General features: G+C 61.5%; 26 protein-coding genes. 13 read left to right on the top strand and 13 right to left on the bottom strand.

Annotated elements, in window-relative coordinates; translation table 11 throughout:
• Window positions 1–7: 7 nt before the first annotated feature.
• The 10 genes from rlmH (at window position 8) to F8N66_RS28710 (ending at window position 10,051) form a co-directional block, all read left to right on the top strand.
• Window positions 8–475: a 23S rRNA (pseudouridine(1915)-N(3))-methyltransferase RlmH gene (rlmH, locus tag F8N66_RS28665; RefSeq protein WP_007937439.1), complete on the top strand. Its 468-nt coding sequence runs from the start codon at window positions 8–10 to the stop codon at window positions 473–475.
• Window positions 476–485: 10 nt separating this feature from the next.
• Window positions 486–2,381: a penicillin-binding protein 2 gene (gene mrdA / locus F8N66_RS28670; protein WP_150773295.1), complete on the top strand. Its 1,896-nt coding sequence runs from the start codon at window positions 486–488 to the stop codon at window positions 2,379–2,381.
• Between the two features lie 31 nt (window positions 2,382–2,412).
• Window positions 2,413–3,516 carry a rod shape-determining protein RodA gene (rodA, locus tag F8N66_RS28675; protein ID WP_191623068.1) on the top strand — a complete coding sequence of 368 codons (1,104 nt, stop codon included), beginning with the start codon at window positions 2,413–2,415 and terminating at the stop codon, window positions 3,514–3,516.
• A gap of 17 nt (window positions 3,517–3,533) precedes the next feature.
• Window positions 3,534–4,544 (top strand): lytic murein transglycosylase B, encoded by a 1,011-nt coding sequence (mltB, locus tag F8N66_RS28680; protein WP_150773297.1) that lies wholly within the window; start codon window positions 3,534–3,536, stop codon window positions 4,542–4,544.
• Entirely contained in the window at window positions 4,544–5,554 is a 1,011-nt protein-coding gene (locus F8N66_RS28685; protein WP_150773298.1) for a septal ring lytic transglycosylase RlpA family protein, read from the top strand. The genes mltB and F8N66_RS28685 overlap by 1 nt, the downstream gene beginning before the upstream one ends.
• A gap of 184 nt (window positions 5,555–5,738) precedes the next feature.
• Window positions 5,739–6,896 carry a D-alanyl-D-alanine carboxypeptidase family protein gene (locus F8N66_RS28690; RefSeq protein ID WP_150773299.1) on the top strand — a complete coding sequence of 386 codons (1,158 nt, stop codon included), beginning with the start codon at window positions 5,739–5,741 and terminating at the stop codon, window positions 6,894–6,896.
• Between the two features lie 84 nt (window positions 6,897–6,980).
• On the top strand, window positions 6,981–7,256 hold the full coding sequence (locus F8N66_RS28695) for a DUF493 domain-containing protein (RefSeq protein WP_077045559.1): 276 nt from the start codon (window positions 6,981–6,983) through the stop codon (window positions 7,254–7,256).
• Window positions 7,256–7,903 carry a lipoyl(octanoyl) transferase LipB gene (gene lipB / locus F8N66_RS28700; protein WP_150773300.1) on the top strand — a complete coding sequence of 216 codons (648 nt, stop codon included), beginning with the start codon at window positions 7,256–7,258 and terminating at the stop codon, window positions 7,901–7,903. The genes F8N66_RS28695 and lipB overlap by 1 nt, the downstream gene beginning before the upstream one ends.
• 1 nt (window position 7,904) lies before the next feature.
• On the top strand, window positions 7,905–8,927 hold the full coding sequence (gene lipA / locus F8N66_RS28705; RefSeq protein ID WP_150773301.1) for a lipoyl synthase: 1,023 nt from the start codon (window positions 7,905–7,907) through the stop codon (window positions 8,925–8,927).
• Between the two features lie 173 nt (window positions 8,928–9,100).
• Window positions 9,101–10,051 carry a S66 peptidase family protein gene (locus F8N66_RS28710; protein WP_150773302.1) on the top strand — a complete coding sequence of 317 codons (951 nt, stop codon included), beginning with the start codon at window positions 9,101–9,103 and terminating at the stop codon, window positions 10,049–10,051.
• Window positions 10,052–10,180: 129 nt separating this feature from the next.
• Here the strand turns inward: F8N66_RS28710 and F8N66_RS28715 are convergent, their stop codons facing one another.
• From F8N66_RS28715 to leuS, 5 genes are all read right to left on the bottom strand, one after another.
• Window positions 10,181–11,503, bottom strand: a complete 1,323-nt coding sequence (locus F8N66_RS28715; protein ID WP_150773303.1) for a lytic murein transglycosylase — start codon at window positions 11,501–11,503, stop codon at window positions 10,181–10,183.
• A 62-nt stretch (window positions 11,504–11,565) separates the two neighbouring features.
• The gene (gene arfA, locus F8N66_RS28720; protein WP_150773304.1) at window positions 11,566–11,730 is read right to left on the bottom strand and encodes an alternative ribosome rescue factor ArfA; all 165 of its coding nucleotides are present in this window, start codon (window positions 11,728–11,730) and stop codon (window positions 11,566–11,568) included.
• Window positions 11,731–11,889: 159 nt separating this feature from the next.
• The gene (gene holA / locus F8N66_RS28725) at window positions 11,890–12,927 is read right to left on the bottom strand and encodes a DNA polymerase III subunit delta (RefSeq protein WP_150773305.1); all 1,038 of its coding nucleotides are present in this window, start codon (window positions 12,925–12,927) and stop codon (window positions 11,890–11,892) included.
• A gap of 39 nt (window positions 12,928–12,966) precedes the next feature.
• Complete coding sequence (lptE, locus tag F8N66_RS28730; protein WP_150773306.1) at window positions 12,967–13,572, bottom strand: LPS assembly lipoprotein LptE; 606 nt, start codon at window positions 13,570–13,572, stop codon at window positions 12,967–12,969.
• A gap of 88 nt (window positions 13,573–13,660) precedes the next feature.
• Window positions 13,661–16,267: a leucine--tRNA ligase gene (leuS, locus tag F8N66_RS28735; RefSeq protein ID WP_150773307.1), complete on the bottom strand. Its 2,607-nt coding sequence runs from the start codon at window positions 16,265–16,267 to the stop codon at window positions 13,661–13,663.
• A 280-nt stretch (window positions 16,268–16,547) separates the two neighbouring features.
• On the opposite strand from leuS, the gene F8N66_RS28740 reads away from it, so the two are divergent.
• Window positions 16,548–16,868 carry a hypothetical protein gene (locus F8N66_RS28740; RefSeq protein ID WP_150773308.1) on the top strand — a complete coding sequence of 107 codons (321 nt, stop codon included), beginning with the start codon at window positions 16,548–16,550 and terminating at the stop codon, window positions 16,866–16,868.
• A 106-nt stretch (window positions 16,869–16,974) separates the two neighbouring features.
• Window positions 16,975–17,736 (top strand): YdcF family protein, encoded by a 762-nt coding sequence (locus F8N66_RS28745; protein ID WP_150773309.1) that lies wholly within the window; start codon window positions 16,975–16,977, stop codon window positions 17,734–17,736.
• Between the two features lie 63 nt (window positions 17,737–17,799).
• Here F8N66_RS28745 and lnt read toward each other — a convergent pair whose 3' ends face one another.
• The 5 genes from lnt to miaB form a co-directional block, all read right to left on the bottom strand.
• The gene (gene lnt, locus F8N66_RS28750; RefSeq protein ID WP_150773310.1) at window positions 17,800–19,323 is read right to left on the bottom strand and encodes an apolipoprotein N-acyltransferase; all 1,524 of its coding nucleotides are present in this window, start codon (window positions 19,321–19,323) and stop codon (window positions 17,800–17,802) included.
• A 15-nt stretch (window positions 19,324–19,338) separates the two neighbouring features.
• Window positions 19,339–20,178 carry an HlyC/CorC family transporter gene (locus F8N66_RS28755; RefSeq protein ID WP_150773311.1) on the bottom strand — a complete coding sequence of 280 codons (840 nt, stop codon included), beginning with the start codon at window positions 20,176–20,178 and terminating at the stop codon, window positions 19,339–19,341.
• 5 nt (window positions 20,179–20,183) lie between these two features.
• Window positions 20,184–20,678 carry an rRNA maturation RNase YbeY gene (gene ybeY, locus F8N66_RS28760; protein WP_150773312.1) on the bottom strand — a complete coding sequence of 165 codons (495 nt, stop codon included), beginning with the start codon at window positions 20,676–20,678 and terminating at the stop codon, window positions 20,184–20,186.
• The gene (locus F8N66_RS28765; RefSeq protein WP_150773313.1) at window positions 20,671–21,675 is read right to left on the bottom strand and encodes a PhoH family protein; all 1,005 of its coding nucleotides are present in this window, start codon (window positions 21,673–21,675) and stop codon (window positions 20,671–20,673) included. The genes ybeY and F8N66_RS28765 overlap by 8 nt, the downstream gene beginning before the upstream one ends.
• A 216-nt stretch (window positions 21,676–21,891) precedes the next feature.
• Window positions 21,892–23,220, bottom strand: a complete 1,329-nt coding sequence (miaB, locus tag F8N66_RS28770) for a tRNA (N6-isopentenyl adenosine(37)-C2)-methylthiotransferase MiaB (protein ID WP_150773314.1) — start codon at window positions 23,218–23,220, stop codon at window positions 21,892–21,894.
• 135 nt (window positions 23,221–23,355) lie between these two features.
• Between miaB and F8N66_RS28775 the strand changes: the two genes are divergently transcribed.
• Window positions 23,356–23,685: a DUF1820 family protein gene (locus F8N66_RS28775; protein ID WP_003185742.1), complete on the top strand. Its 330-nt coding sequence runs from the start codon at window positions 23,356–23,358 to the stop codon at window positions 23,683–23,685.
• A 101-nt stretch (window positions 23,686–23,786) separates the two neighbouring features.
• On the opposite strand, the gene F8N66_RS28780 is transcribed toward F8N66_RS28775, so the two are convergent.
• From F8N66_RS28780 to thiE, 3 genes are all read right to left on the bottom strand, one after another.
• A complete protein-coding gene (locus tag F8N66_RS28780) occupies window positions 23,787–24,341 on the bottom strand; it encodes a tetratricopeptide repeat protein (RefSeq protein WP_150773315.1) in 555 nt (184 codons plus the stop codon).
• A 225-nt stretch (window positions 24,342–24,566) separates the two neighbouring features.
• Entirely contained in the window at window positions 24,567–25,850 is a 1,284-nt protein-coding gene (gene hemL / locus F8N66_RS28785) for a glutamate-1-semialdehyde 2,1-aminomutase (protein ID WP_150773316.1), read from the bottom strand.
• 10 nt (window positions 25,851–25,860) lie between these two features.
• Complete coding sequence (gene thiE, locus F8N66_RS28790; RefSeq protein WP_150773317.1) at window positions 25,861–26,484, bottom strand: thiamine phosphate synthase; 624 nt, start codon at window positions 26,482–26,484, stop codon at window positions 25,861–25,863.
• Window positions 26,485–26,490: the final 6 nt, after the last annotated feature.

Here is a 26,490-nt window from a genome sequence, read left to right on the forward strand (position 1 = left end):
AACGGCTGTGCGACTGCGACTGATCGCCGTCGGTTCACGCATGCCCAAGTGGGTGGAAGAAGGCTGGCATGAATATGCCAAGCGTCTTCCGTCCGAGCTGGCGCTGGAACTGGTGGAAATACCGCTCAATACCCGTGGCAAGAACGCCGACGTGGCGCGCTTCATCCGTCAGGAAGGCGAAGCCATGCTGGCCAAGGTCGGGCCGAACGAGCGCGTTGTCACCCTCGAAGTCCACGGCAAGCCCTGGAGTACCGAGCAACTGGCGGTCGAGCTCGATCGCTGGCGCCTGGATTCGCGCACGGTCAATTTCATGGTCGGCGGCCCCGAAGGGCTGGCGCCGGAAGTCTGTGCGCGTGCCGATCAGCGCTGGTCGCTCTCGCCGCTGACATTGCCGCACCCGTTGGTGCGCATTTTGATCGGCGAACAGCTGTATCGTGCCTGGACCGTGCTGTCCGGCCACCCTTACCACAAGTAATCCTGCCCTCATGTCTCAACCGATCCGCATCAAGGACCACGAAAAAGACGCCCGTCTGGTGCGTGGCCGCGTCGTGTTCGGGGCAATTGCCGTGGTGGCGCTTATTTGTGTGCTCATTGCGCGCCTGTATTTTCTGCAGGTGATCCAGTACGAGTACCACTCGACCCTGTCGGAAAACAACCGCGTCCATGTGCAGCCGATTCCGCCGACGCGCGGGCTGATTTTCGACCGAAATGGCGTGGTGATTGCCGATAACCGGCCGAGCTTCAGCCTGAGCATGACCCGCGAACGCTCCGGCGACTGGCAACAGGTGCTGGACGTGATCGTCGAGGTGCTGGAGCTGACGCCCGAGGATCGGGTGATCTTCGAGAAGCGCATGCGCCAGGGGCGCCGGCCGTTCGAACCGGTGCCGATCCTGTTCGAGCTGACCGAGGAACAGATCGCACGGATCGCCGTGAACCAGTTCCGGCTGCCCGGGGTAGAAGTGGTGGCGCAATTGGTTCGCCACTACCCGCAGGGCGCGCATTTCGCGCACTCGGTGGGCTACATGGGGCGGATCAACGAGAAAGAGTTGAAGTCCCTTGATCCGGTCAACTACAGCGGCACCCACCACATCGGCAAAACCGGCATCGAACGGTTCTACGAGCCGGAGTTGCACGGCCAGGTGGGATACGAGGAAGTCGAGACCAACGCCCGGGGCCGCGTTCTGCGCGTGCTCAAGCGTACCGATCCGATTCCCGGCAAGGACATCGTCCTGAGCCTGGACATCAAGTTGCAGGAAGCCGCCGAAGCCGCGCTTGGCGGTCGACGCGGTGCCGTGGTGGCGCTGGACCCGAAAACCGGCGAGGTGCTGGCGATGGTCAGCCAGCCGAGTTTCGACCCGAACCTGTTTGTCACCGGCATCAGCTTCAAGGCTTATTCCGAGCTGCGCGACTCCATCGACCGACCGCTGTTCAACCGTGTGCTGCGCGGTTTGTATCCGCCAGGTTCGACGATCAAGCCGGCCGTGGCGATTGCCGGCCTGGACGCAGGGGTGGTGACGGCCTCGTCCCGGGTGTTCGACCCGGGCTACTACATGCTGCCCAACTATGACCACAAGTACCGCAACTGGAACCGTACCGGTGACGGCTTCGTGGATCTCGATACGGCGATCATGCGTTCCAACGACACCTATTTCTATGATCTGGCCCACAAGCTGGGGATCGATCGGTTGTCGGCGTACATGAGCAAGTTCGGCATCGGCCAGAAGGTCTCCCTGGACATGTTCGAAGAATCGCCGGGGTTGATGCCGACCCGGGAATGGAAGCGCGCGACGCGTCGTCAGGCGTGGTTCCCGGGTGAAACGCTGATTCTCGGGATCGGCCAGGGCTACATGCAATCGACACCGTTGCAGTTGGCCCAGGCCACGGCCCTGGTGGCCAACAAGGGCATCTGGAACCGCCCGCACCTGGCCAAGACCATCGAAGGCGAGAAACCGGTGGATCAGAACCCGATGCCGGACATCATCCTGCGCGACCCGTCTGACTGGACCAAGGTCAACCACGGCATGCAGCAGGTAATGCATGGCGCCCGGGGTACGGCACGCAAGGCTTCAATCGGTGCGCAATACCGGATCGCCGGCAAAAGTGGTACGGCCCAGGTGGTCGCGATCAAGCAGGGCGAGAAATACGACCGTTCCAAGGTTCAGGAACGCCATCGCGACCACGCCTTGTTCGTGGGTTTTGCACCCGCCGATGATCCGAAGATCGTGGTGTCGGTGATGGTCGAGAACGGTGAATCCGGCTCCGGCGTCGCCGCGCCAGTGGTTCGTCAAGTCATGGACGCCTGGTTGCTGGACCAGGACGGCCACCTCAAGGCCGAGTACGCCAACCCTATCAGTGCGGAGGCTACCGCCCATGATGAATAACTTTGATCGCATGCTCTCCAGCGAGGATGTGATGCGGCGTCGCGCGACGCTGTTGCAGCGAATGCATATTGATGGCGTGTTGCTGATCCTGCTGTTGACGCTGGCCGCCGGCAGCCTGTTCGTCCTCTATTCCGCCAGTGGCAAAAGCTGGGACCTGCTGGCCAAGCAGGCCACTTCATTCGGCATCGGTCTGGTGTCGATGATCGTCATCGCCCAGTTCGAGCCGCGCTTCATGGCGCGCTGGGTGCCGGTTGGCTATGTGGTCGGCGTGTTGTTGCTGGTGGTGGTGGACGTGATGGGCCACAACGCCATGGGCGCCACGCGCTGGATCAACATCCCCGGTGTGGTCCGCTTCCAGCCATCGGAGTTCATGAAGATCCTGATGCCGGCGACCATTGCCTGGTACCTGTCCAAGCGCACCTTGCCTCCACAGCTCAAGCATGTGGGCATCAGCCTGATGCTGATTGGTGTGCCGTTCATTTTGATCGTGCGCCAGCCGGACCTCGGCACTTCGCTGCTGATCCTGGCCGGTGGCGCGTTCGTGCTGTTCATGGGTGGCCTGCGCTGGCGCTGGATTCTCAGTGTGCTCGCCGCTGCCGTGCCCGTGGCCATCGCCATGTGGTTCTTCATCATGCACGACTACCAGAAGCAGCGGATCCTGACGTTCCTCGACCCGGAAAGCGATCCGTTGGGCACCGGCTGGAACATCATCCAGTCCAAGGCAGCCATTGGCTCCGGCGGCGTGTTCGGCAAAGGCTGGCTGCTGGGCACCCAGTCGCACCTGGATTTCCTCCCGGAAAGCCACACCGACTTCATCATTGCGGTCCTGGGGGAAGAGTTCGGTCTGGTCGGTATCTGCGCACTGCTGCTGATCTACCTGCTGTTGATCGGGCGCGGGCTGGTGATTACCGCGCAGGCCCAGACGCTGTTCGGCAAGTTGCTGGCGGGCGCCCTGACCATGACGTTTTTTGTATATGTTTTCGTAAACATCGGTATGGTCAGCGGCTTGTTGCCGGTGGTGGGGGTGCCGTTGCCGTTCATTAGCTACGGAGGAACTTCGCTGGTGACGCTGCTGTCAGCGTTTGGGGTTTTGATGTCGATCCATACCCATCGCAAGTGGATCGCGCAGGTTTGAATAAGGTGAAGAGTTCAATGCAAGCAATGCGTGGCTGGGCGACTCGATATGCGCCGTGGGTCGGCCTGGTAAGCATCCTTGGCACCGCGCAGGAAGCGTTGGCCGGCGATTACGAAGGTTCACCCCAGGTGGCGGAGTTCGTCGGTGAAATGACTCGCGACTACGGGTTCGCCGGCGAACAGTTGATGGGGGTGTTCCGTGAAGCCGAGCGCAAGCAGTCGATTCTGGACGCGATCTCGAAACCTGCCGAACGGGTCAAGCAGTGGAGTGAATATCGCCCGATGTTCATCACCGACGCGCGCATCGCCCGTGGCGTGGACTTCTGGCGCCAGCACGAAGCGGTATTGGCCCGTGCCGAGCAAGAGTATGGCGTGCCTGCGCAGGTCATCGTTTCGATCATCGGCGTCGAGACATTTTTCGGTCGCAATACCGGCAATTTCCGCGTCATCGATGCCTTGTCGACCCTGGGTTTCGACTATCCTCCCCGTGCCGAATTTTTCCGCAAGGAATTGCGCGAGTTCCTGTTGCTGGCCCGGGAAGAGCAGGTTGACCCGTTGACCCTCAAGGGCTCCTACGCGGGTGCCATGGGGTTGCCGCAATTCATGCCGAGCAGCTTTCGCGCCTATGCGGTGGATTTCGACAGCGACGGTCACATCAATATCTGGAACAACCCGGACGATGCCATCGGCAGCGTCGCCAGCTATTTCAAGCGGCATGGCTGGGTCGCCGGCGAACCGGTGGTCAGCCGCGCCGATGTGCGGGGCGATCAGGTGGACGAAGGTTTGACCACCGGGATCGAGCCGACTAAAACCGTTGGAGAGTTGCGAGCCCTGGGCTGGTCAAGTCATGATGCGCTGCGCGATGATATGCCGGTTACCGCTTTCCGCCTGGAAGGCGACAATGGCCCTGAATACTGGATGGGCCTGAAGAATTTTTATGCAATCACGCGTTATAACCGCAGCGTGATGTACGCCATGGCGGTACATCAACTGTCTGAACAGCTGGTCCAAGCACGGGGCGTCAAGTAATGCGGGCATTGCCTATGAATAAACCCCTGAAGCTGATGGCATTTGCCGCGTTGGCCCTGCTGGTCGCCAGTTGCTCGACCAGTCGCTCTCCGACGCAGAAGTCGTCCACCGCCGTGCGCTCGGCGCCGGGGCTGGACATCAATCGCGCCCACAAGGATGGCGCGCCGTGGTGGGATGTCGATGTGACGCGCATCCCGGATGCCACGCCGACCCTGCACACCGGTCCGTACAAGGCCGCTCCGTACTCGGTACTTGGCAAAACCTACTTTCCGCTGCAAGAGTCCAAGACCTACGTGCAATCGGGCACGGCGTCCTGGTACGGCACCAAGTTCCATGGCCAGAACACCGCCAACGGCGAAGTCTATGACCTGTACGGCATGAGTGCCGCTCACAAGACCCTGCCGCTGCCGAGTTACGTTCGGGTGACTAACCTGGACAACAACAGGACCGTGATCCTGCGGGTCAACGACCGCGGGCCGTTCTATTCGGACCGGATCATCGACCTGTCCTACGCCGCCGCCAAGAAGCTCGGTTACGCCGAAACCGGCACCGCGCGCGTCAAGGTCGAAGGCATCGATCCGCAGCAGTGGTGGGCAGCCAAGGGCCGTCCGGCGCCTTTAATGCTCAACGAGCCGCAGGTCGCGCAGAATAGCGCCCCGGTGATCACGGCCTCGGCCGGCACTGTCGAGCAATGGACACCACCGCCGCAGCAACACGCCGCCGCAGTCGTCCCTGTTCAACTTGCCGACGCAAAAAAAAACGCTTCTGCACCAGCCTCTGGCCAGTATCTGCAGGTGGGCGCGTTCGCCAACCCGGACGCTGCAGAACTCCTGAGGTCGAAGCTCAGCGGGATGGTGAACGCTCCGGTGTTCATCAGCTCGATCGTGCGTAACCAACAGACGCTGCATCGGGTGCGCATGGGGCCGATCGGTTCGCCGGGAGAAATCCAGCAGGTGCAGAACAGTGTGCGCCTGGCCAATCTCGGTTCGCCGAGCGTGGTCACAGAGTAAAACGTAGGACTTGATTGACGGTTCGCTTGCGGTTTTGGGGGGCGGACCAGGTTGTTGGCTCTTTGAAGAACAAAAGCCCGGCAAGGGTTGCAGAGTGAACGACTGAATACGCGACAGCCCTTTAGAAGCTGTCTGATTAGTTTTTGCCCTCGGGCAAGTTTCCATTAGCGATTTCGAGAGACGGATGAACATCACCACCTTTGCCAAACGCCTGTGCCTTCTAGTCCCGCTGCTCCTCTCACCTGCCGCGTTCGCGGTCGAGATGATGCCGTCGCCACCGCAACTGGCCGCCAAGGCCTACGTGCTCATGGACGCCAGCAGCGGCAACGTGCTGGTCGAAAACAATGGTGACCAGCGTCTGCCGCCAGCCAGCCTGACCAAGCTGATGACAGCGTACATCGCGACCCTGGAAATCCGTCGTGGCCAGATCGGTGAAAACGATCCGGTGACCGTCAGCGAAAACGCCTGGCGTACCGGCGGTTCGCGGATGTTCATCAAGGTCGGCTCGCAGGTCACGGTCAGCGACTTGCTGCACGGCATCATCATCCAGTCGGGCAACGACGCGAGTGTCGCGCTCTCCGAGCACATCGCCGGCAGCGAAGACGCCTTCGCCGACATGATGAACAAAACCGTTGGCGACCTGGGCATGACCAACAGCCACTTCATGAACCCGACCGGTCTGCCGAACCCCGAGCACTACTCGTCGGCTCACGACATGGCCGTGCTGGCTCGCGCAATCATCCACGAAGACCCGGCTCACTACGCGATCTACTCGCAGAAAGAGTTCTTCTGGAACGGTATCAAGCAACCGAACCGCAACCTGCTGCTGTGGCGCGACAAGACCGTCGATGGCCTGAAGACCGGCCACACCGACGAAGCGGGCTACTGCATGGTGTCTTCGGCCGTGCGTGATGGCATGCGCCTGATCGCCGTGGTGTTCGGCACCAACAGCGAAGTGGCTCGTGCCGCCGAGACCCAGAAGCTGCTGACCTACGGTTTCCGTTTCTTCGAAACCCAGACCTTCTATCAGAAAGGTGCCGAGCTGGCTCAGGCCCCTGTCTGGAAAGGCGCCACCAATCAGGTCAAGGCCGGTCTGGCTGAAGACCTGACCATGACCCTGCCCAAAGGCCAGCTGAAAAAGCTCGCGGCCAGCATGACCATGAACCCGCAACTGGTTGCGCCCATCGCCAAGGGCGACGTGATCGGTAAAGTCGAAGTCAAACTGGAAGACAAGGTGGTGCACAGCGCCGACCTGATCGCTCTGGATGGCGTCGAAGAGGGTGGTATCTTCCGCCGCATGTGGGATAGCATCCGTCTATTCTTCTACGGCTTGTTCAACTGATAGTGTGCACCTGCATGGCCCCGCGCTCATTCGGCGTGGGGCTATGCCCGTCGCCACGGCTTACGCTTACGAGGCCGTTACGCCATGACCGATACCGAAGTAAAGGCGCCTAAGATCGAATTCCCTGCCAATGATTACCCGGTTAAGGTGATCAGCGACACGGGTGTGGGCAACAAGGACAAGATCATCGACATCGTTCGCAAACACGCAAAGATCAATGATGAGCGTGTGGACGAGCGTCAAAGCAGCAACGGTAAATACACCACGATTCAGTTGCACATCGTCGCCACCGATCAGGACCAGCTGTACAACATCAACAGCGAACTGCGGGCTACCGGCTTCGTGCACATGGTGCTGTGATGTCCGGCACGCTGGGCTTTCGCGAGCTTGGCCAGATGGCTTACGAGCCGGTCTGGCATGCCATGCAGCGCTTCACCAACGAACGCGGCAGCGATGCAGCCGACGAAGTCTGGCTGGTCGAGCACCCCTCGGTTTTCACCCAGGGGCAGGCCGGCAAGGCCGAGCATCTGTTGCTGCCGGGAGATATCCCGGTGGTGCAGGTCGATCGTGGTGGCCAGGTGACTTACCACGGCCCCGGCCAACTGGTGGTCTACCTGTTGCTGGACGTGCGCAAGCTGGGTTTCGGCGTGCGTGAACTGGTGACCCGCATGGAGTCATGCCTGATCGAGCTGCTCGCCAGCTACGGCGTGGCGGCTGCGGCCAAGCCCGATGCACCGGGTGTCTACGTTGACGGCGCGAAAATCGCTTCCCTGGGTCTGCGGATCCGCCATGGTTGTTCCTTTCATGGCCTGGCCCTGAACGTGGACATGAACCTGGAACCGTTTCGACGGATTAATCCCTGCGGCTACGCCGGGCTGGCGATGACCCAGCTGAGCGATCACGCAGGATCGATTGAATTTGCCGAGGTAAGTGCCCGGCTGCGCGCGCAGCTCGTCAAACACCTCGACTATGCTGAGCAGACGACCCTCACGGGCGGAATCGACTGATATGACTACTGATGCAGTGCAAACCATGATCCCGACGCTGGATGTCACCGAGCGTCCGGCCCCGCGTGCCAAGGTTGAAGCCGGCGTAAAGCTGCGCGGCGCCGAGAAGGTTGCACGCATCCCGGTGAAGATCATTCCGACCACTGAGTTGCCGAAGAAGCCGGACTGGATTCGCGTACGCATTCCGGTGTCTCCGGAAGTCGACCGCATCAAGGCGCTGTTGCGCAAACACAAGCTGCACAGCGTGTGCGAAGAGGCCTCCTGCCCGAACCTGGGCGAGTGCTTCTCCGGCGGTACCGCGACGTTCATGATCATGGGCGACATCTGCACCCGTCGCTGCCCGTTCTGCGACGTCGGCCACGGCCGTCCGAAGCCACTGGACGTCAACGAGCCGGAAAGCCTGGCCATCGCCATTGCCGACCTGCGCCTCAAGTACGTGGTGATCACTTCGGTGGACCGCGACGACCTGCGCGACGGCGGTGCCCAGCACTTCGCCGACTGCATCCGCGAAATCCGTAAACTGTCGCCGAACGTGCAGTTGGAAACCTTGGTTCCCGACTACCGTGGCCGCATGGACGTCGCCCTGGAAATCACCGCTGCCGAGCCGCCGGATGTGTTCAACCACAACCTGGAAACCGTGCCGCGCCTTTACAAGGCCGCGCGCCCTGGTTCGGACTACCAGTGGTCGCTGACCCTGCTGCAACGCTTCAAGCAGATGATGCCGCACATTCCGACCAAGTCCGGGCTGATGCTCGGCCTCGGTGAGACCGACGACGAAGTCATCGAAGTCATGAAGCGCATGCGCGAGCATGACATCGACATGCTGACCCTGGGCCAGTACCTGCAACCGTCCCGCAGCCACTTGCCGGTGCAGCGTTTTGTGCACCCGGACACCTTTGCGTGGTTCGCCGAGGAAGGTTACAAGATGGGCTTCAAGAACGTCGCCTCCGGTCCGCTGGTACGTTCCTCGTACCACGCCGACGAACAGGCCAAGCTGGTCAAGGCCGAGCTGATGTCGTCCTGATCGGCTACCAGCAATGAAAAACGCCCGCATGGCTTTTCGCCTTGCGGGCGTTTTTTTGCCTGGCCTACGGTAACAACAGCCGCTTCCCGCGATCTGGGGGGAAATGAACCCCTTCTGTTTGTCTCCGTTCCTGACTACTGTGTGCTGAAGTTTTCACCCAGGGAGATTCATGGATGACCGTTCGACCGACCCACACCCTTTGTCCTCACACCCCGGTTCCGGCCTTGCCATCCCAGGGACTGATCGGCGTTATTGCGCCGGCCGGACCCGCTGCGCTGGACACCGATAAAGCCGTGCAATGGATGCGCGCGCGAGGCTATGGGCTGAAAATCTTTCCAGGCGTCTACCAGGCGGACGGCTACCTGGCCGGCAGCGACGAGGTGCGGCTCAACGACCTGCACGCCGCATTCGCCGACAGCGAGGTGGATGCCATCATTTGCCTGCGCGGGGGCTACGGCACGCCGAGGCTGCTGGATTGCATCGACTTCGAATTGCTGCGCAACCATGCCAAGCCGTTCGTTGGGTACAGCGACATCACCGCGTTGCATCTGGCAATCAGTCGCTACGCAGGCTTCGTGACGTTCCATGGCCCGCTGCTCAATGCAGATCTGCTGGGTGACAAGCAAAGACCCACAGAACCGTCGTTTTTCAACATGCTGCGTGGGCAAGTGAAGGCGGGCAGCGTACTGGCGCACCCGGTGGCCTATCCGTTGACGACCATCGAGCCAGGCATCGCCCACGGACGCTTGCTGGGGGGCAATCTGGCGATGATTGCCGCCACTCTGGGCACGCCTTACGAGATCGAGGCCGAGGGTGCCATCCTGTTTATCGAGGACATCAACGAGCCCCTGTATCGCATCGACCGCTTGCTGACCCAGCTGCGACTGGCCGGAATCCTGGGCAAGCTGCGTGGGGTGCTGGTCGGGGATGTGGCGGGGGTTGAGGTGCCTGCGCTGGAGCGGTTGCTCAAGCAGACGTTCGAGCCGTTGCGGATTCCGGTGCTGTCCGGCTGGCGCAGCGGGCATTGTGACCCGAACCTGACGTTGCCGATGGGGGCGCTGGTCAGGCTGGATGCGGGGAACAAGGAGTTGATGGTGGAGCAGGATGTAGTGTTCAAGCGCTAGATCGCAGGCGCCTGACAGTCAGTCTTCGCGAGCAAGCCCGCTCCCACGGTTGACCGGGTTCCATGATGAAAATACGGTCGAGGGTGGGAGCGGGCTTGCTCGCGAAAGCGGTATCAGCCCTGCATCTGATTAACGGTTTCGCAGACCTTCAAGCAACTTGTGCGTCGGATACCCGTCCGCCGGCCAGCCAAACGACTGTTGGGCGCTACGGATTGCCTTGCGGGTATTGGCACCGATAATGCCGTCCGCAGTGCCCGCGTCGTAGTTCTGTGCGCTCAGCAGGTTTTGCAGTTCGATCCGCTCGGTGCGGCTCAGCGGCAGATCATCTTTGGGCCAGGCGCCGCTGATCAGGCCGCCACCGTTGAAGCGCTGGGACAGCAAGCCCACTGCCAGGGCGTAGGACGACGAATTGTTGTACTTGAGGATCGCACGGAAGTTATCCAGCACCAGGAACGCCGGGCCGCGATAACCGGCCGGCAGCAACAGGGCCGCGGACAGTTGCTCGGAACCTGGCGCAACCTGGGCGCCATTGGCCAGGACAACGCCCAGTTGACGCCACTCGGCGACGGTCTTGCGGATCGTTCCGTCGGCCAGCACGTAGTTGAAGTTGCCAGGCAGCTGTACTTCGAAGCCCCACGGCTGGCCTTTCTGCCATCCGGAGCTTTGCAGGTAGTGCGCGGTCGAGGCCAGGGCATCGGTGGAGCTGCCCCAGATATCACGACGGCCATCGCCATCGAAATCCACCGCGTGGGTATTGTAGGTGGTCGGGATGAACTGGGTCTGGCCCATGGCGCCCGCCCAGGAACCCAGCATTTTCTCGGGTGTGATATCACCCTGTTGCAGGATCTGCAGCGCGGCGATCAATTGCGCGTGGGCGAAGCCCGGGCGCCGGCCTTCGTAAGCCAGGGTCGCCAGCGAGTTGATCACCGACTTGCTGCCCTGGAACTGGCCGAAGTTGCTTTCCATGCCCCACACCGCGACCAGAGCCTCACGGTCGACACCGTAGCGCTGTTCGATGCTTTGCAGGATGGCGGAGTTCTCGCTGACCAGTGCCTGACCTTTGCGGACCCGCAACGGCGACAGGGCGCCGTCGAGGTATTCCCACACCGGGCGGGAAAACTCCGGTTGGCTGCGGTCGGCACGAATCACGCTGGGGTCGAAGCTGACGTTGGCGAAGGCGCGGTCGAACAGCTCGGCGCGGATACCGGCGGCCAGCGCATCCTTGCGGAAACCCGCCTGCCATTCGGCGAAGGTCTGGGTGGGTTGGATGTCGAGGTTTTCACCAATCGGGGCTACGGGCGCCATGATGGCGGGAGCGGTGGCGACAGGAAGTGTCTGGAGCGGCTGTGCGTCGGCGGCGGTGGGTTTTTCCGCGCAGGCGACGAGCAAAATGAGGCTGGAGGCAGCAATCAATTGGCGCAGGTGCCAACGACGGGAAATACAGAGGGGCATGCACGGGTCCAGGGAAAACGTATCAAGTGCAGACCTTAACATGTTGAGCGGTTGCTTGCCTTTCAGGCCGCCAGAAAGTAAGAAGCCTCCCAGCTTTTAGACTGGAAGGCTTCGCGGCGGTAGCTGCCTTTGCCCTTGCCGGCTCGTTCCTGACGGCTGCGGAACAGTGGCTGGGCGATGATGGATTTGGCCTTGTTGGGTTCATGCCTGGATGGCTTTTTGCTCATGATGGGTTCTCGCCAGTGAGTGGTTTTGCGGGGCAAATCATCGGCCTAAGTCGGGGGTCTGTCCATAGGGCAGCAGAGCAAAAGATCGCAGCCTGCGGCAGCTCCTACAGAAGAGCGCGGCCCCTTGCAGGAGCTGCCGCAGGCTGCGATCTTTTGATTTTACTCTGCAGGCAACGACAATCGCTGCCCAGCCATCAATAACGTCAACCGACTCAAGCTCATCCACGGCGAACCGGCCGCCTGGCCCTTGATCTGTGCGTCAATGCGCTGCGCTTCGAGCAGCAACTGTGCCCAGCGTTGCGCCGAGTAGCGTTGCAGGGCTTTGCTCATCAGCGGTTTACGCTTGTCCCAGACGGGCGGTCGGGCCTGGCTGAAGGCTTTATCCAGGGGGGTGCCCTGACTGTATTGCAGGGAAATGTTGGCCAGCAGGCGCAGTTCCCGCGCCAGTGCCCAGAGAATCACCGGAGGTTCGACGCCTTCACCGCGCAGCCCTTCGAGCATGCGCAGGGCGTGGGCCGCTTCACCGTTGAGTATCGCATCGGTCAGCCCGAAGACATCGAAGCGCGCACTGTCGGCCACCGCCGCCTGCACGGTTTCGACGGTGATCTGACCGCCTTCGGCCATCAGCTTGAGCTTCTCGATTTCCTGGGCCGCGGCCAGCAGGTTGCCCTCGACCCTGGCAGCGATCAGTTCGACAGCGTCCTGGCTGGCCGAGAGGCCGGCCTGGGACAGGCGTTGACGGATCCAGGACGGCAACTGGCTGGCATCCACCGGCCATATCTGCACGAACTGAGTGTGCGGGCCTTCGACCAGCGCCTTGCCCCATTTGGTTTTCTGCGCGCTGCCATCGAGTTTCGGCAGGCTGATCAGCAGCACCGTGTCTTCGGCCGGTCGCGAGCAGTATTCGATGAACGCGGCGGCGCCTTTGTCGCCGGGTTTGCCGGAGGGCAGACGCAGTTCCAGCAGGCGTTTTTCAGCGAACAACGACATGCTGGCCCCGGCCTGGAGCAATGTACCCCAGTCGAAGCTGGCGTCGGCGGCAAAGACCTGGCGTTCATCGAAGCCCTGTTGACGGGCGGCGGCACGGATGGCGTCGGCGGCTTCCTGGCACAGCAAGGGGTCGTCGCCACTGATGACGTAGACCGGCGCGAGGGCGCCTTGCAGGTGTTTGGAGAGTTGGGCGGGAGCGAGCTTCATAAGAGGGGGCGAACGGGGCGCGCGGGCGCCCCGTAAGTCTTACTGCTGCGGCAGTTCGAGAGGCGACTGGCGCGGCGTTTCCGCTTCAGCCTTCTGTGCCGCTTCCAGTGCCGCGGCTTCTGCCTTGGCTTTGGCTTCGGCGGTCTGTTGCAACTGCGCCAGCTGGGTAGGCGTGATCTGCTGCAGGCGCAGCATCATGCGTTGTACGAGGTCGCGACGCATGTCCTTGCGGGCATCGGCGGCTTCCTGGTCGGAACCCACCAGGTTGTTACCGTCGTGGATGAAGACCTTTTGCACTTCGAGCTTGTCATCGATCAGAGACAGGTTGCCCTGGCTGAGAATCCGGTAGCTGAGCACGGTGTTGAGCTGGTATTCACCCGTACGACCGGCACCGGCGTAGCTGAGGATGCGCTGGGTTTCCTGCTCATCAGTGAGCACCAGCTTGTACGGTGCGCCGGTGTAGACTTTGACGCCGCTGCTATCGAGGACCTGGCGCAGTTGCGTCACGGTTTCGCCATAGGAATTGCGGGCGCTGAGGTCGATTTCCTTGATCGCCAGTTCAGTGGTGCCGGTGCCGCGCAGCTGGAAACCGCAGGCGCTCAGCAGGACCGCGAGGCCCATCACCAGCAAGTTGCGTTTGATCATTGTGTTGCTCCCCTTGAAACCATGTGGGCCGGTCAAGCGGCCCGAAAGGTTTTACTCGGCGCCAGGCTCGGCCTGGCGCCCGATCCAATTAGCTGGCGACGATGTTGACCAGTTTTCCGGGCACCACGATCACTTTACGAATGGTCAGGCCATCGACAAAGCGCAGTACGTTTTCGTTGGCGCGTGCGGCGGCTTCGACTTCCTCGCGGCTGGCGCTGGCCGGCATTTCGATCTGCCCACGCAGCTTGCCGTTGACCTGGATCACCAGTTGCAGGCTGTCCTGCACCAGCGCGCTGTCGTCCAGCACCGGCCAGCCGGCATCGATCACCGGGTCGGCGTGACCCAGGCGATGCCACAGTTCGTGGCTGATGTGCGGGGTGATCGGCGCCAACAGCAGCGTCACGGTTTCCAGGCCTTCCTGGACCAGTGCGCGATCCTGCCCGGTGCCTTGCGGGGCTTTTTCCAGCACGTTCATCAGCGTCATCACCTGGGCGATGGCGGTGTTGAATTTGTGGTTCTGGCCGACGTCGTGGCTGGCCTGCTTGATGGCCTGGTGGATCGAACGGCGAATGGCTTTCTGCTCGTCGTTCAGGCCGGCGACATCCAGTTTGCCTGGAAGACCCTGGGTGACGTGGGCTTGAGCCAGGCGCCAGACGCGCTTGAGGAAACGGTGCGAGCCTTCCACGCCGGAGTCGGACCATTCCGCGCTCATGTCAGGTGGCGAGGCGAACATCATGAACAGGCGGCAGGTGTCTGCACCGAACTGGTCGATCATCGACTGTGGGTCGACGCCGTTGTTCTTCGACTTGGCCATCTTCTCGGTGCCGCCGATTTCCACCGGCAGGCCGTCGGCGATCAGCTTGGCGCTGATGACCTTGGCCTTGCTGTCGCGTTCGAGTTCGACGTCTGCCGGGTTGAACCAGGTGTAGGCACCGTTGGCTTCGCGACGATAGTAAGTCTCGGCGATCACCATGCCCTGGGTCAGCAGGTTCTTGAAGGGCTCGTCGGAGCTCACCAGGCCTTCGTCACGCATCAGCTTGTGGAAGAAGCGCGCGTAGAGCAGGTGGAGAATCGCGTGTTCGATACCGCCGATGTACTGATCCACCGGCAACCAGTGGTCGGCCGCGGATTTTTCCACCAGGCCGCCTTCATAGTGCGGCGAGGCGTAACGGGCGTAGTACCACGAGGACTCGACGAAGGTGTCCATGGTGTCGGTTTCACGCTTGGCAGGCTGGCCGCATTTCGGGCAGCTGCACTCGTAGAACTCGGGCATGCGTGCCAGTGGCGAACCGGCACCATCGGGTACGACATCCTCCGGCAGCACCACCGGCAGTTGATCTTCCGGCACCGGCACGTCACCGCAGCTGTTGCAGTGGATGATCGGGATCGGGCAGCCCCAGTAGCGTTGACGGCTGATGCCCCAGTCGCGCAGGCGGAACTGGGTGCGCGACGCGCCAAGGTTTTTCTTGATCAGCGCGACTTCCATGGCGTCGAACGCGCCAGCGAAGTCGAGGCCATCGAACTCGCCGGAGTTGATCAGCGTACCGTGCTCGCCGTAGGCGTCCTGCCATGGGCTCGGGTTGGTGTCACCGGAGCTGGTGCGCACCACGGATTTGACCGGCAGGTTGTACTTGTGGGCGAACTCGAAATCACGTTCGTCGTGAGCCGGAACGGCCATCACAGCGCCATCACCGTAGTGCATCAGCACATAGTTGGCGACCCACACCGGCAGTTTTTCGCCGGTCAGCGGGTGTTCGACGAACAGGCCGGTCGGCAGGCCTTTTTTCTCCTGGGTGGCGACGTCGGCTTCAGCGACGCTGCCGCCCTTGCATTCAGCGATGAACGCTTGCAGCTCAGGGTTGTTCTGCGCGGCCAGGGTGGCCAAATGGTGCTCGGCAGCCACGGCCACGTAGGTCGCGCCCATCAGGGTGTCCGGACGGGTGGTGAAGACTTTCAGGGTGCCGGTCTCGCCGATGGAATCGACGTTGTAAGGGAACTGCACTTCCATGCCGCGGGACTTGCCGATCCAGTTGCGCTGCATGGTTTTGACCTGTTCAGGCCAGCCCGGCAGGTCGTCGAGACTCTCCAGCAGTTCATCCGCGTAGGCGGTGATCTTGAAGTAGTACATCGGGATTTCGCGCTTTTCGATCAGCGCGCCGGAACGCCAGCCGCGACCGTCGATCACCTGCTCGTTGGCCAGGACGGTCTGGTCGACCGGGTCCCAGTTCACGGTGCCGCTCTTTTTGTAGATCACGCCTTTTTCGAACAGGCGAGTGAACAGCCATTGTTCCCAGCGGTAGTAATCGGGCTTGCAGGTGGTCACTTCGCGGGACCAGTCCACTGCCAGGCCCAGGCTGCGCAGCTGGGTTTTCATGTAGGCGATGTTTTCGTAGGTCCACTTGGCGGGCGCTACGTTGTTTTTCATCGCGGCGTTTTCCGCCGGCATGCCGAAGGCGTCCCAACCCATGGGTTGCAGGACGTTCTTGCCTTGCATGCGCTGGTAGCGGGAGATCACGTCGCCGATGGTGTAGTTGCGCACGTGCCCCATGTGTAGCTTGCCGCTGGGGTAAGGGAACATCGACAGGCAGTAGTAGGTCTCCTTGCCTGGCTGTTCACTGACTTCAAAGGACTTTTGCTCGTCCCAGAACGACTGGGCGGCGGCTTCGATTTCACGGGGCTGATATTGTTCGTGCATGGCTACTTTTGAACTGAATAGGGGTGGCCTAATCCTCTTCAATGCAACGCTGGACGATGAAGGCGCCAATTCGGCGTTTCGCTGTCCAGGCGAGCTGGAAGTGGAGTTACAGGAAGCGCCGTAGCATACATGACCGCACTCTACCGAGGGAAACCCTGATTACGGCCGCGCGTCTCGCCAAAACCGCTGCGAGGGCCGTTGGTCGCGGCGTTCAGCCGGTTTGTGCATGGAAGCTAAGCTCTAACTGGGGAGTATGTCTTATCTTCCAATGAGGTGAGGGATGGTTGAGTTACAGCAAAAAGCTACAAAACCGGAGCTGTACGAAAGACTGATCGATCGTCTGGGCATGGCGCTGGAAGCGGCAAAAACCGCTGGACGGCTGCGTGACGAGCGCCCGCTGGAGCTGGAATTGCGTGGCTTGAGCCCCGCAGAATTTGCCCTGGTCAAGGCGTACCTGGATCGCAGTGAACGTGAGACACACGGATGCTTGTCCGAGGCAGTGAAGCAACTCGACGCACCACGTTCAGCCAAGATCATCTGGCTAAAGGACAAAGTCCCCGGTAGAGACGCGGTAAAGGTCCGGTCTCTGCATTTCAAGTAAGGGCATAGAACCATGCTCCATGTTTTTTTGAAGCATAGTCCTTCCGTATTGATTGTCGCATTGCAACAACCCACTTAGGCTTCGGGCATCTTCATGGAGATGCTCGATGCCTTTTCGTTATTTCGTGAAACAACTTCTCTTGCCGCCAGGCCTCCTGTTGCTGCTGCTTTTGCTTGCCTGGTGGTGGCGCCGCTCAAGGCCGCGGCTTGCCGGGTTGTGTTTTGCCTTCGGCCTGGGTGGATTCTGGCTGATGAGTCTGCCGGTCGTGGTGCAGTGGACCGCCGGGTTGCTTGAGCGCGAACCCCCGCTGGCGCGCGACGAATGGGCGACCCTGGCGCAGCGCGCGGACGCCATCGTCGTGCTGGGTTCGGGGCGCGAGCGGGGCGATTCTGCGTGGGGTACCGACCAGCCGACCGGTGTTGGCCTGGAGCGCCAGCGCTATGCAGCTCGCCTGGCCAAGGCCTCGGGGTTGCCGATTCTGACCAGTGGTGGCCTGCATTACGGCACGCCGCCCACTGAAGCCCAATTGATGGCTGACTCATTACGTGATGACTTCGGCGTGTCGGTGCGCTGGCAGGAAGGGCGCAGCCGTACCACTTGGGAGAACGCGCAACTCAGCGCCGAGGTGTTGCTGCCTGAAGGCGTCAAGCGCGTGGTGCTCGTGACCCAGGCCTGGCATATGCCGCGCGCGGTCTGGAGCTTCCGCAAGGCAGGGTTTGAAGTGGTGCCGGCGCCGGTCGGATTCCTGGGGCGCGACAACGGTGAGCCGCTGGGCGGCTGGATGCCGGAGTTCAAGGCGATCTGGCGAAGCGGGCAGTTGATGAATGAGGCGGTGGGGCAGGTGGGGTATTCGCTCTTCTACCGCTGAAAGCCAAAAGATCGCAGCCCTGTAGGAACTGCCGCAGGCTGCGATCTTTTGCAGGCACCGCGATTAAACGGTCTTGGCCATCCGGCTCGCCACCAGCGCCCAGCCAAACAACAGCACGCACACAATGATCAACGGCCACGAACGCCATTGCAGATAAGGCGTGAGGTTGTGCATCGGCACGACTTCGCCGTACAGGATGCCGCGCTCGAACTGCGGGATCTGCGTGGTGATCTGGCCGAACGGGTTGATCAGGCCGGTCACGCCGTTGTTGGTGGCGCGGATCATCCAGCGGCCGGCCTCCAGAGCGCGCATCTGTGCCATCTGCAGATGTTGCAGCGGACCGATGGACGTGCCGAACCAGGTGTCGTTGCTGATCGTCAGCAGCAGATCGCTTTGGGCGGCGAGGCCGGCGGCGAATTCCGGGTACACCACTTCGTAACAGATGAACGGCGCGATCTGGTAACCCTTGGCTTGCAGCATGGCCTGATCGGCCGGGCCGCGGGCGAAGTCCGACATCGGCAAGTCGAAGAAAGCGATCAGCCCGCGCAGCACGTCTTGCAGTGGAACGTATTCGCCGAAGGGCACCAGCTTCTGCTTGAGGTAGGTGCCATCGCCTTCGCCGACCACGGTGATGCCGTTGAAGAAGCGTTTTTGCTGGTGGACGACTTCACGGATCGGCACGCCGGTAATCATCGCCGAATCCCGTTCCGAGGCGAATTTCCCCATCATGTCCAGGTAGCCTTCGGCGGACTCCTTGAGCACCGGGATCGCGGTTTCCGGCCAGATCAGCAGGTCGACGCGCTTGGAGCTGAAGCTCATGTCGCGGTACAACGCCAGCTGCGCATTGAGCTGCGCCGGGTCCCACTTCATGCTTTGTTCGATGTTGCCCTGAATCGCGGCGACGCTCAGTGGCGCACCTGCCGGGCTGGTCCAGGCGTGGTGCTTGAGTGCCAGGCCGGCGACCCATGGGCCGACCAGCAACACGGCGCCCAGCGCGATGAAGCCTTTGTGGCCGCCGCGCACCAGGCGCAAACCGTTGTAGATCAGCGCGGCAGTCAAGGCCAGCGTGAAGGAGATCAGCCACATGCCACCGACGGGGGCGAGCCCGGTCAGAGGGCCATCGAGTTGGCTGTAACCGGAGTAAAGCCACGGAAACCCGGTGAGGAACCAGCCACGGAACGCTTCCTGGCCAACCCAGAGCGCCGCGAACGCCAGGGCATCGGCCAGCGGTGCTTCGTTGCGTCGCAGCCAGCGCGCCCAGATCCAGGCGGGCAGGGCGAAGAACCAGGCGATCGCCGCCGTGAAGATCAGCATCAGGAAGCCGGCCAGCAGGACTGATGCGCCGCCGAAATGGTGAATGCTGTAGTAGATCCAGCTGGTACCGGCGCCGAACAGGCCGAAACCGAAGCACCAGCCACGGCCGAGGGCCTGGCGGGGGGTCAGTTCACGCAAGCCGGCATAGAACAACCCGACCGCCAGCAAGGCCAGCGGCCAGATATCGAACGGCGCCAGGGCCAGGGTAGTGATTGCACCGGCCGCCACGGCCAGCAGGTTACCGGGCCAGCCGGGGCGGGTCATACGATGCATTTCTGTCCTTAGTGTTTACCGGGCGATAGGCGTCAGGCGCAGCAAATGAATCCGACGGCTGTCGGCGTTCAGGATGCGGAAGCGCCAGGTGCCGATTTCAGTGATTTCGTTGCGTTTTGGCAAGTGCCCGAAGGCGCTCATCACCAGGCCGCCGACGGTATCGAATTCGTCGTCGGAGAACTCGCTGTCGAAAAATTCGTTGAAGTTCTCGATCGGCGTCAGGGCCTTGATCAGGAAATCACCGCTGGGCAGCGGCTTGATGTAGCTGTCCTCTTCGACGTCATGCTCGTCTTCGATGTCGCCGACGATCTGCTCCAGCACGTCTTCAATGGTCACCAGGCCCGCCACGCCGCCGTATTCGTCGATGACGATGGCCATGTGGTTGTGGTTGGCGCGGAACTCGCGCAGCAACACGTTCAGGCGCTTGGACTCCGGCACGAACGTGGCCGGGCGCAGCAGGTCCTTGATGTTGAAGCTGTCGCCGTTCTCCTTGAGGATCAACGGCAGCAAGTCCTTGGCCAGCAACACACCCATGACGTCATCGTGGCTTTCGCCGATCACCGGGTAGCGGGAGTGGGCCGAGTCGACCACGGCAGGCAGGAACTCGCGAGGTGTCTGGGTCGCCTTGATGCTGATCATCTGCGAGCGCGGGACCATGATGTCCCGTACTTGCAGGTCAGCCACCTGGATGGCGCCTTCGACGATGGCCAGCGCTTCGCTGTCCAGCAGTTTGTTCTGATGTGCGTCGCGCAGCAGCTCCAGCAGCTCCTGGCGGTTCTTCGGCTCGTGGGCAAAAGCCTGGGTGAGCTTACCCAGCCAGGACTTCTGCCCGTTGCTCGATCGATCTTCGCTCATAGCGATTACTCTGAATCCTTTGTTGTAACGGTTGGGGAGTGTTCGGTTTCGTCGTCCGCGTACGGGTCGGGAAAGCCCAGTTCAGCAAGCAAGGTACGTTCCAGTGCTTCCATCTCTTCGGCTTCCTCGTCATCTATATGGTCGTAACCCAGCAGATGCAAGCAGCCGTGAATCACCAGGTGCGCCCAGTGGGCCTTGAGGGCCTTGCCTTGCTCGGCGGCTTCGCGCTCGACCACGGCGACACAGATCACCAGGTCGCCGAGTAACGGGATGTCGAGAAACTCGTCCGGCACGTCGGCCGGGAATGACAAGACGTTAGTGGCGTAATCCTTTTGCCGCCAGGTGTGATTCAGCTCGCGGCCTTCGGCTTCGTCGACCAGGCGAATGGTCATCTCGGAGTCGGCGGTGCGCTGGCGCAGCGCCAGTTCGCACCATTGGCGCAATTCCGCTTCGCTGGGGACAGGGGCCTGGGTCGCGATTTGCAGGTCAAGCTCAAGCATCGCGGCGGTTGTCCTTTGGCGCTTCATCGGCTGCGCGGTTCTCGAAGCGCTCATAGGCTTCGACAATGCGCTGCACCAGCGGATGGCGCACAACGTCCTTGGGCTGGAAGTGGGTGAAGCTGATGCCAGGCACGTCCTTCAAGACTTCGATCACATGGTGCAACCCGGACTTGGTGCCTTTGGGCAGGTCGACCTGGGTGATGTCACCGGTGATGACGGCCGTGGAGCCGAAGCCGATCCGCGTCAGGAACATTTTCATCTGCTCGACCGTGGTGTTCTGGCTTTCGTCGAGGATGATGAAACTGTTGTTCAGCGTGCGACCGCGCATGTAGGCCAGCGGCGCGACTTCGATGACCTGGCGCTCGATCAGCTTGGCGACGTATTCGAAACCGAGCATTTCGTAGAGGGCGTCGTAGAGCGGGCGCAGGTACGGGTCGATTTTCTGGCTGAGGTCGCCGGGCAGGAAACCGAGCTTTTCACCCGCTTCGACCGCCGGGCGAACCAGCAGGATGCGGCGGATCTGCTCGCGCTCCAGCGCATCCACCGCGCAGGCAACGGCCAGATAGGTCTTGCCGGTACCGGCCGGACCAATGCCGAAGTTGATGTCGTTACCGAGGATTTCCTTCACGTAGCGCACCTGATTCAAGCCGCGAGGGCGAATCATGCCTTTCTTGGTGCGCAGGGCCACGGAAGCCTCGGCGGGCGAGTGGTTGTCCAGCTCTTCGACGGCGGATTCCTGCAGGAACAGGTGAACCATGTCCGGCGACAGCTCGGTACCCTTGGTTTCCCGATACAGTCGGCGCAGCAGGTTTTCCGCGGAGGTGGTGTGTTTAGGCTCGCCGATCAGTTCGAACTGGTTTCCGCGGTTGCGGATCTCGATGGTCAGGCGCTGTTCGATCAAGCGCAGATGCTCGTCGAATTGCCCGCACAGATTGGCGAAGCGGCGGGCCTCAAAAGGCTCGAGGATGAAACGATGTGGTTCGATGGGTGCGTTCAAGGTCGTATTTAGCCGCCCTGGGGCAATAGTGATGAAATCAAGGATAGCGCCAGTGGCGCGGGTACGAAAGCTCTTAGTTTTCGCAATCTGATGCTCGTGTCCGGCGCGATCTCCGTGGGAGCGGGCTTGCTCGCGAAGGCGCTGTGTCAGTCAATGCCTATGCAACTGACACGCCGTCTTCGCGAGCAAGCCCGCTCCCACAGGGGTAATGCGGTGTTACTGGAGCAGCGAACCCCGCAGCGAATGCGGTTGCGCGGCATCAATGTGCACATCGGCGAACTGGCCGATCAGGGTCGGATTGTCGCAGCGGAAATTGACGATACGGTTATTTTCCGTCCGGCCTTGCAGCTCGCCGGGGTCTTTTTTCGAATAGTCGGTAACCAGGATGCGCTGGATCGAACCGACCATTTGTCGGCTGATTTCAAAACCCTGCTGGTTCAGGCGATGTTGCAGGGCATTCAGGCGTTCCTTTTTCAGCTCTTCCGGCGTGTCATCGGTCAGGTCGGCGGCGGGTGTGCCGGGGCGCTGGCTGTAGACGAACGAGTAGGAAAAGTCGAAACCGACGTCCTGGATCAGCTTCATGGTCTGTTCGAAATCTTTTTCGGTCTCGCCGGGGAAACCGACGATGAAGTCCGAGCTGATGCAGATGCCTGGCACCGCAGCCCGCAGCTTGCGCAGCTTGGATTTGTATTCCAGCGCGGTGTGGTTGCGCTTCATTGCGGCCAGGATGCGGTCCGAACCCGATTGCACCGGCAAGTGCAGGTGTTTCACCAGTTCAGGCACCTCGGCATGGGCCTGGATCAGGCTGTCGGAGAACTCCAGCGGGTGCGAGGTGGTATAGCGGATGCGGTCGATGCCCTCGACAGCGGCCACCACCCGGATCAATTCGGCCAGATCGGCCAGGCGACCGTCATGGGTCGTGCCGCGATAACCGTTGACGTTCTGCCCCAGCAGCGTCACTTCGCGCACGCCGTGTTCGGCCAGGTGGATGATCTCGGCAATCACGTCGTCGAACGGGCGGCTGACTTCTTCGCCACGGGTGTAAGGCACTACGCAGAAGGTGCAGTACTTGCTGCAACCTTCCATCACCGACACGTAGGCGCTCGGGCCGTCGATGCGGGGCTCTGGCAGGTGGTCGAATTTTTCGATTTCCGGGAACGAGACGTCGACTTGCGGCAGTCGGGTGATGCGCGCGGCGTCGATCATGTCCGGCAGGCGATGCAGGGTTTGCGGGCCGAACACCACGTCGACATAAGGCGCGCGGTCGCGAATGGCGGCGCCTTCCTGGCTGGCCACGCAACCGCCGACGGCGATCACCATGTCCGGGTTGGCCAGTTTCAGTTCGCGCCAGCGGCCCAGTTGCGAGTAGACCCGATCCTGGGCCCGTTCGCGGATCGAGCAGGTATTGAGCAGGATCACGTCGGCGTCTTCAGCCCGGGCGGTGACTTCCAGGGCCTGGTGTTCGCCCAGCAGATCGACCATGCGCGAGCTGTCGTACTCGTTCATCTGGCAACCGTGGGTTTCGATGTAAAGCTTCTTGGCCATGGAAAAGGGTCATCACGTGATTCGAAGAACCGCGCATTATAGGGAACATGTTCCCAGGTTCCTACCGCTGCGCGTCCGGTGGCTATGGTATAGTTCGCGCCCTCTTTTTATCCCCCGATGTGTTACTCGCCCACCATGACCAAACGTGAAGCTCCAATCTACAAGGTGATTTTCCTCAACCAGGGCCAGGTGTTCGAAATGTACGCCAAGCAGATCTATCAGAGCGATCTGTGGGGCTTCCTGGAAGTGGAAGAGTTCGTCTTTGGCGAGCGCACGCAAGTGGTCGTCGATCCGAGCGAAGAGAAACTCAAGGCGCAATTCGAAGGTGTCGTGCGCAGTTTCGTGCCAATGCATTCGATCGTGCGCATTGATGAAGTCGAGCGCCTGGGTACCCCGAAAATCAGCGAAGCCCGCGGCGCGGTCGGCAATGTGATGCCGTTTCCGATGCCGATGCCTGAGAAGTAAGGCTCAAGACCGCGTTCCCCCGTTCGCGACCAAGCCCGCTTCCACATTTGAAATGCATTCCAATGTGGGAGCGGGCTTGCTTGCGAAGGGGTACGTAGAAATCAGGGCAGTGGCGAGAAAGGCGTACGCCCGTCGGCGCTTTGCAATTCCATCAGGTATTTACGGAAAATTTGCCCGAGCACCTGGGTGGCGACTTCCAGTTCCTGGCGAGGCATTTTCTCGGTGACTTCGTCAGCGGTGTCCAGTGCCTCTTCGGCGCCATTGACCGCCGCCATTTTCAGCAGGATGTACGCCTGGACGTTATTGGCCGGGACGCCTTCGCCGTGGAAAAACATGGTGCCGAGCTTGAATTGCGCCTGGGCGTGGCCTTGCAGCGAGGCCTTCTCGAAATAGCTCAGGGCTTGATTGAGGTCGCGCGGCGCATTTTTGCCTTCGTAGTAGAACTCACCCAACTCGTATTGCGCCTGGGCATCCCCTTCATCCGACGCTTTCTGGCAGGCCGCGAGTGCTTGCGCCAGGTCTTGCGGCTGGGTATTGAGGGTGCAGCGACCCATCGCTGGGATTAACAACGAGTTGCCGCCTGCTTGTGCGAGCGCGAGCAGGGGCTGAAGGAGCAACAGGCAGCCCAGTGAAAGGGCGCGGCCGGTGCGGTTCATGGGAATCGACTTACCTCTGAAGGGCGCGCGGACCCATCGAGGGGATCCAATAAGCGCGCATTATGAAATAAGCAGGGCCAACCTTACAAAGTCTTTACTCGTTTTTCTGCTGCGCGGGAAATATATCGCGCACATTGCGGGGGATTATTGGCCGATCAGTAGGAAAAAGCGCGTGAATGTAGGTGAAAGCTGACGCTGGTGATAGCCAGCGTCAGCGCGACGGCGTTATTTCAAGGCAGCGAACGCGCGTTCGGCGGCGTCCAGGGTCAGCTTCAACTCGGCGTCGCCGTGGGCGATCGAGGTGAAGCCGGCTTCGAAGGCGCTTGGAGCAAGGTACACACCGCCTTCCAGCATCAGGTGGAAGAAGCGGCCGAACAGGGCGGCGTCGCTGGCCATGACGTCATCGAAGGTCACGATATCGTCGGCACCGCTGAAGTACAGACCGAACATGCCGCCGGCCTGGGTGGTCACGAACGGAATGCCCGCCGCATCGGCACGCACTTGCAGGCCATCGAGCAGGCGGGTGGTGTAGTCGGTCAGCTCGGCGTGGAAGCCCGGACGGCTGATCAGGCGCAGGGTGGTCAGGCCGGCCGCCATTGCCAGCGGGTTGCCCGACAAGGTGCCGGCCTGGTAGACCGGGCCCAGCGGGGCGATGCGCGACATGATTTCGCGCTTGCCGCCAAAGCAGCCCACCGGCATGCCGCCGCCGATGATCTTGCCGAAGGTGGTCAGGTCTGGCGTTACGCCGTAATGCGCCTGGGCGCCGCCGAGGGCAACACGGAAACCGGTCATCACTTCGTCGAAGATCAGCACCACGCCGTGCTTGTCGCACAGGGTGCGCAGGCCTTCGAGGAAACCCGGGGCCGGAGGTACGCAGTTCATGTTGCCGGCGACCGGCTCGACGATGATGCAGGCCACTTCCTGGCCGACTTCGGCGAGCATGCTTTCAACGGCATCGATGTCGTTGAACGGCAGGGTCAGGGTGTGCTTGGCGAAGGCCGCCGGTACGCCGGCCGAGCTTGGCACGCCTTGGGTCAGGGCGCCGGAACCGGCCTTTACCAGCAGGCTGTCGGAGTGGCCGTGGTAGCAGCCTTCAAACTTGATGATGCTGTCACGGCCGGTGAAGCCACGGGCCAGACGGATCGCACTCATGGTCGCTTCGGTGCCGGAGCTGACCATGCGTACCATTTCCATCGACGGCACCAGCGAGCAGACCAGGTCGGCCATCTGGGTTTCCATCTCGGTCGGTGCGCCATAGGACAAGCCGTGTTCAAGCTGCTTGCGCACGGCATCCAGCACGTCCGGATGGCTATGGCCGAGAATCATCGGGCCCCAGGAGCCGACGTAATCCACATAACGCTTGTTGTCTTCGTCGGTGACGTAGGCGCCTTCGGCGTGTTTGAAGAACAACGGCGTGCCGCCCACGCTTTTGAATGCGCGAACCGGTGAATTCACGCCGCCGGGAATGTGTTTCTGGGCATTGGCAAACAGGGTTTCGGAACGAGACATGATCGAACTCTCAGACTTTTAGTAATTCATTGAATGCGCGGGCGCGGCGGGTCACTTCAGCCGTGCTCTCGGCGCCAAACAGGCCATGCACCACCGCCAGCAGATCGACCCCGTGGGCCACCAGCGGGGCGGCGTTGTCCAAGGTGATGCCGCCAATCGCGCAGATCGGCAGGTGCAACTGCTTGCGCGCCTGGTCGAGCAGTTCGAGGCTACAGGTCGGTGCGCCAGGCTTGGTGCTGGAGTTGAAGAAGCGGCCGAAGGCGACATAACTGGCGCCTTCTTTGGCGGCCTGGTCGGCAAGATCGAGTTGTGCGTGGCAGGTCGACCCGATGATGGCCTTCGAACCCAACAGCGCCCGGGCCGGGGTCAGCGGGCCGTCGGTCTGGCCCAGGTGTACGCCGACGTTCAGGCGCGCGGCCAGTTCGGCGTCATCGTTGATGATCAACCGGGTCTTGTAGCGTTCGCACAGGTCGCGCAGGGCTTGGGCCTCACGCAGGCGCCGGGCTTCGTCGCTGCTCTTGTCGCGGTATTGCAGCAGGGTGACGCCGCCTTCCAGCGCCGCCTCCACGTACGACAGGAATTTACCGGCCAGCAACTGGCTGTCGGTGATGGCGTACAAGCCACGTAGTTTCATCGCACA

Origin of the sequence: Pseudomonas fluorescens, assembly GCF_902498195.1 — a bacterium.
Taxonomy (GTDB): Bacteria; Pseudomonadota; Gammaproteobacteria; order Pseudomonadales; family Pseudomonadaceae; genus Aquipseudomonas; species Aquipseudomonas fluorescens_BU.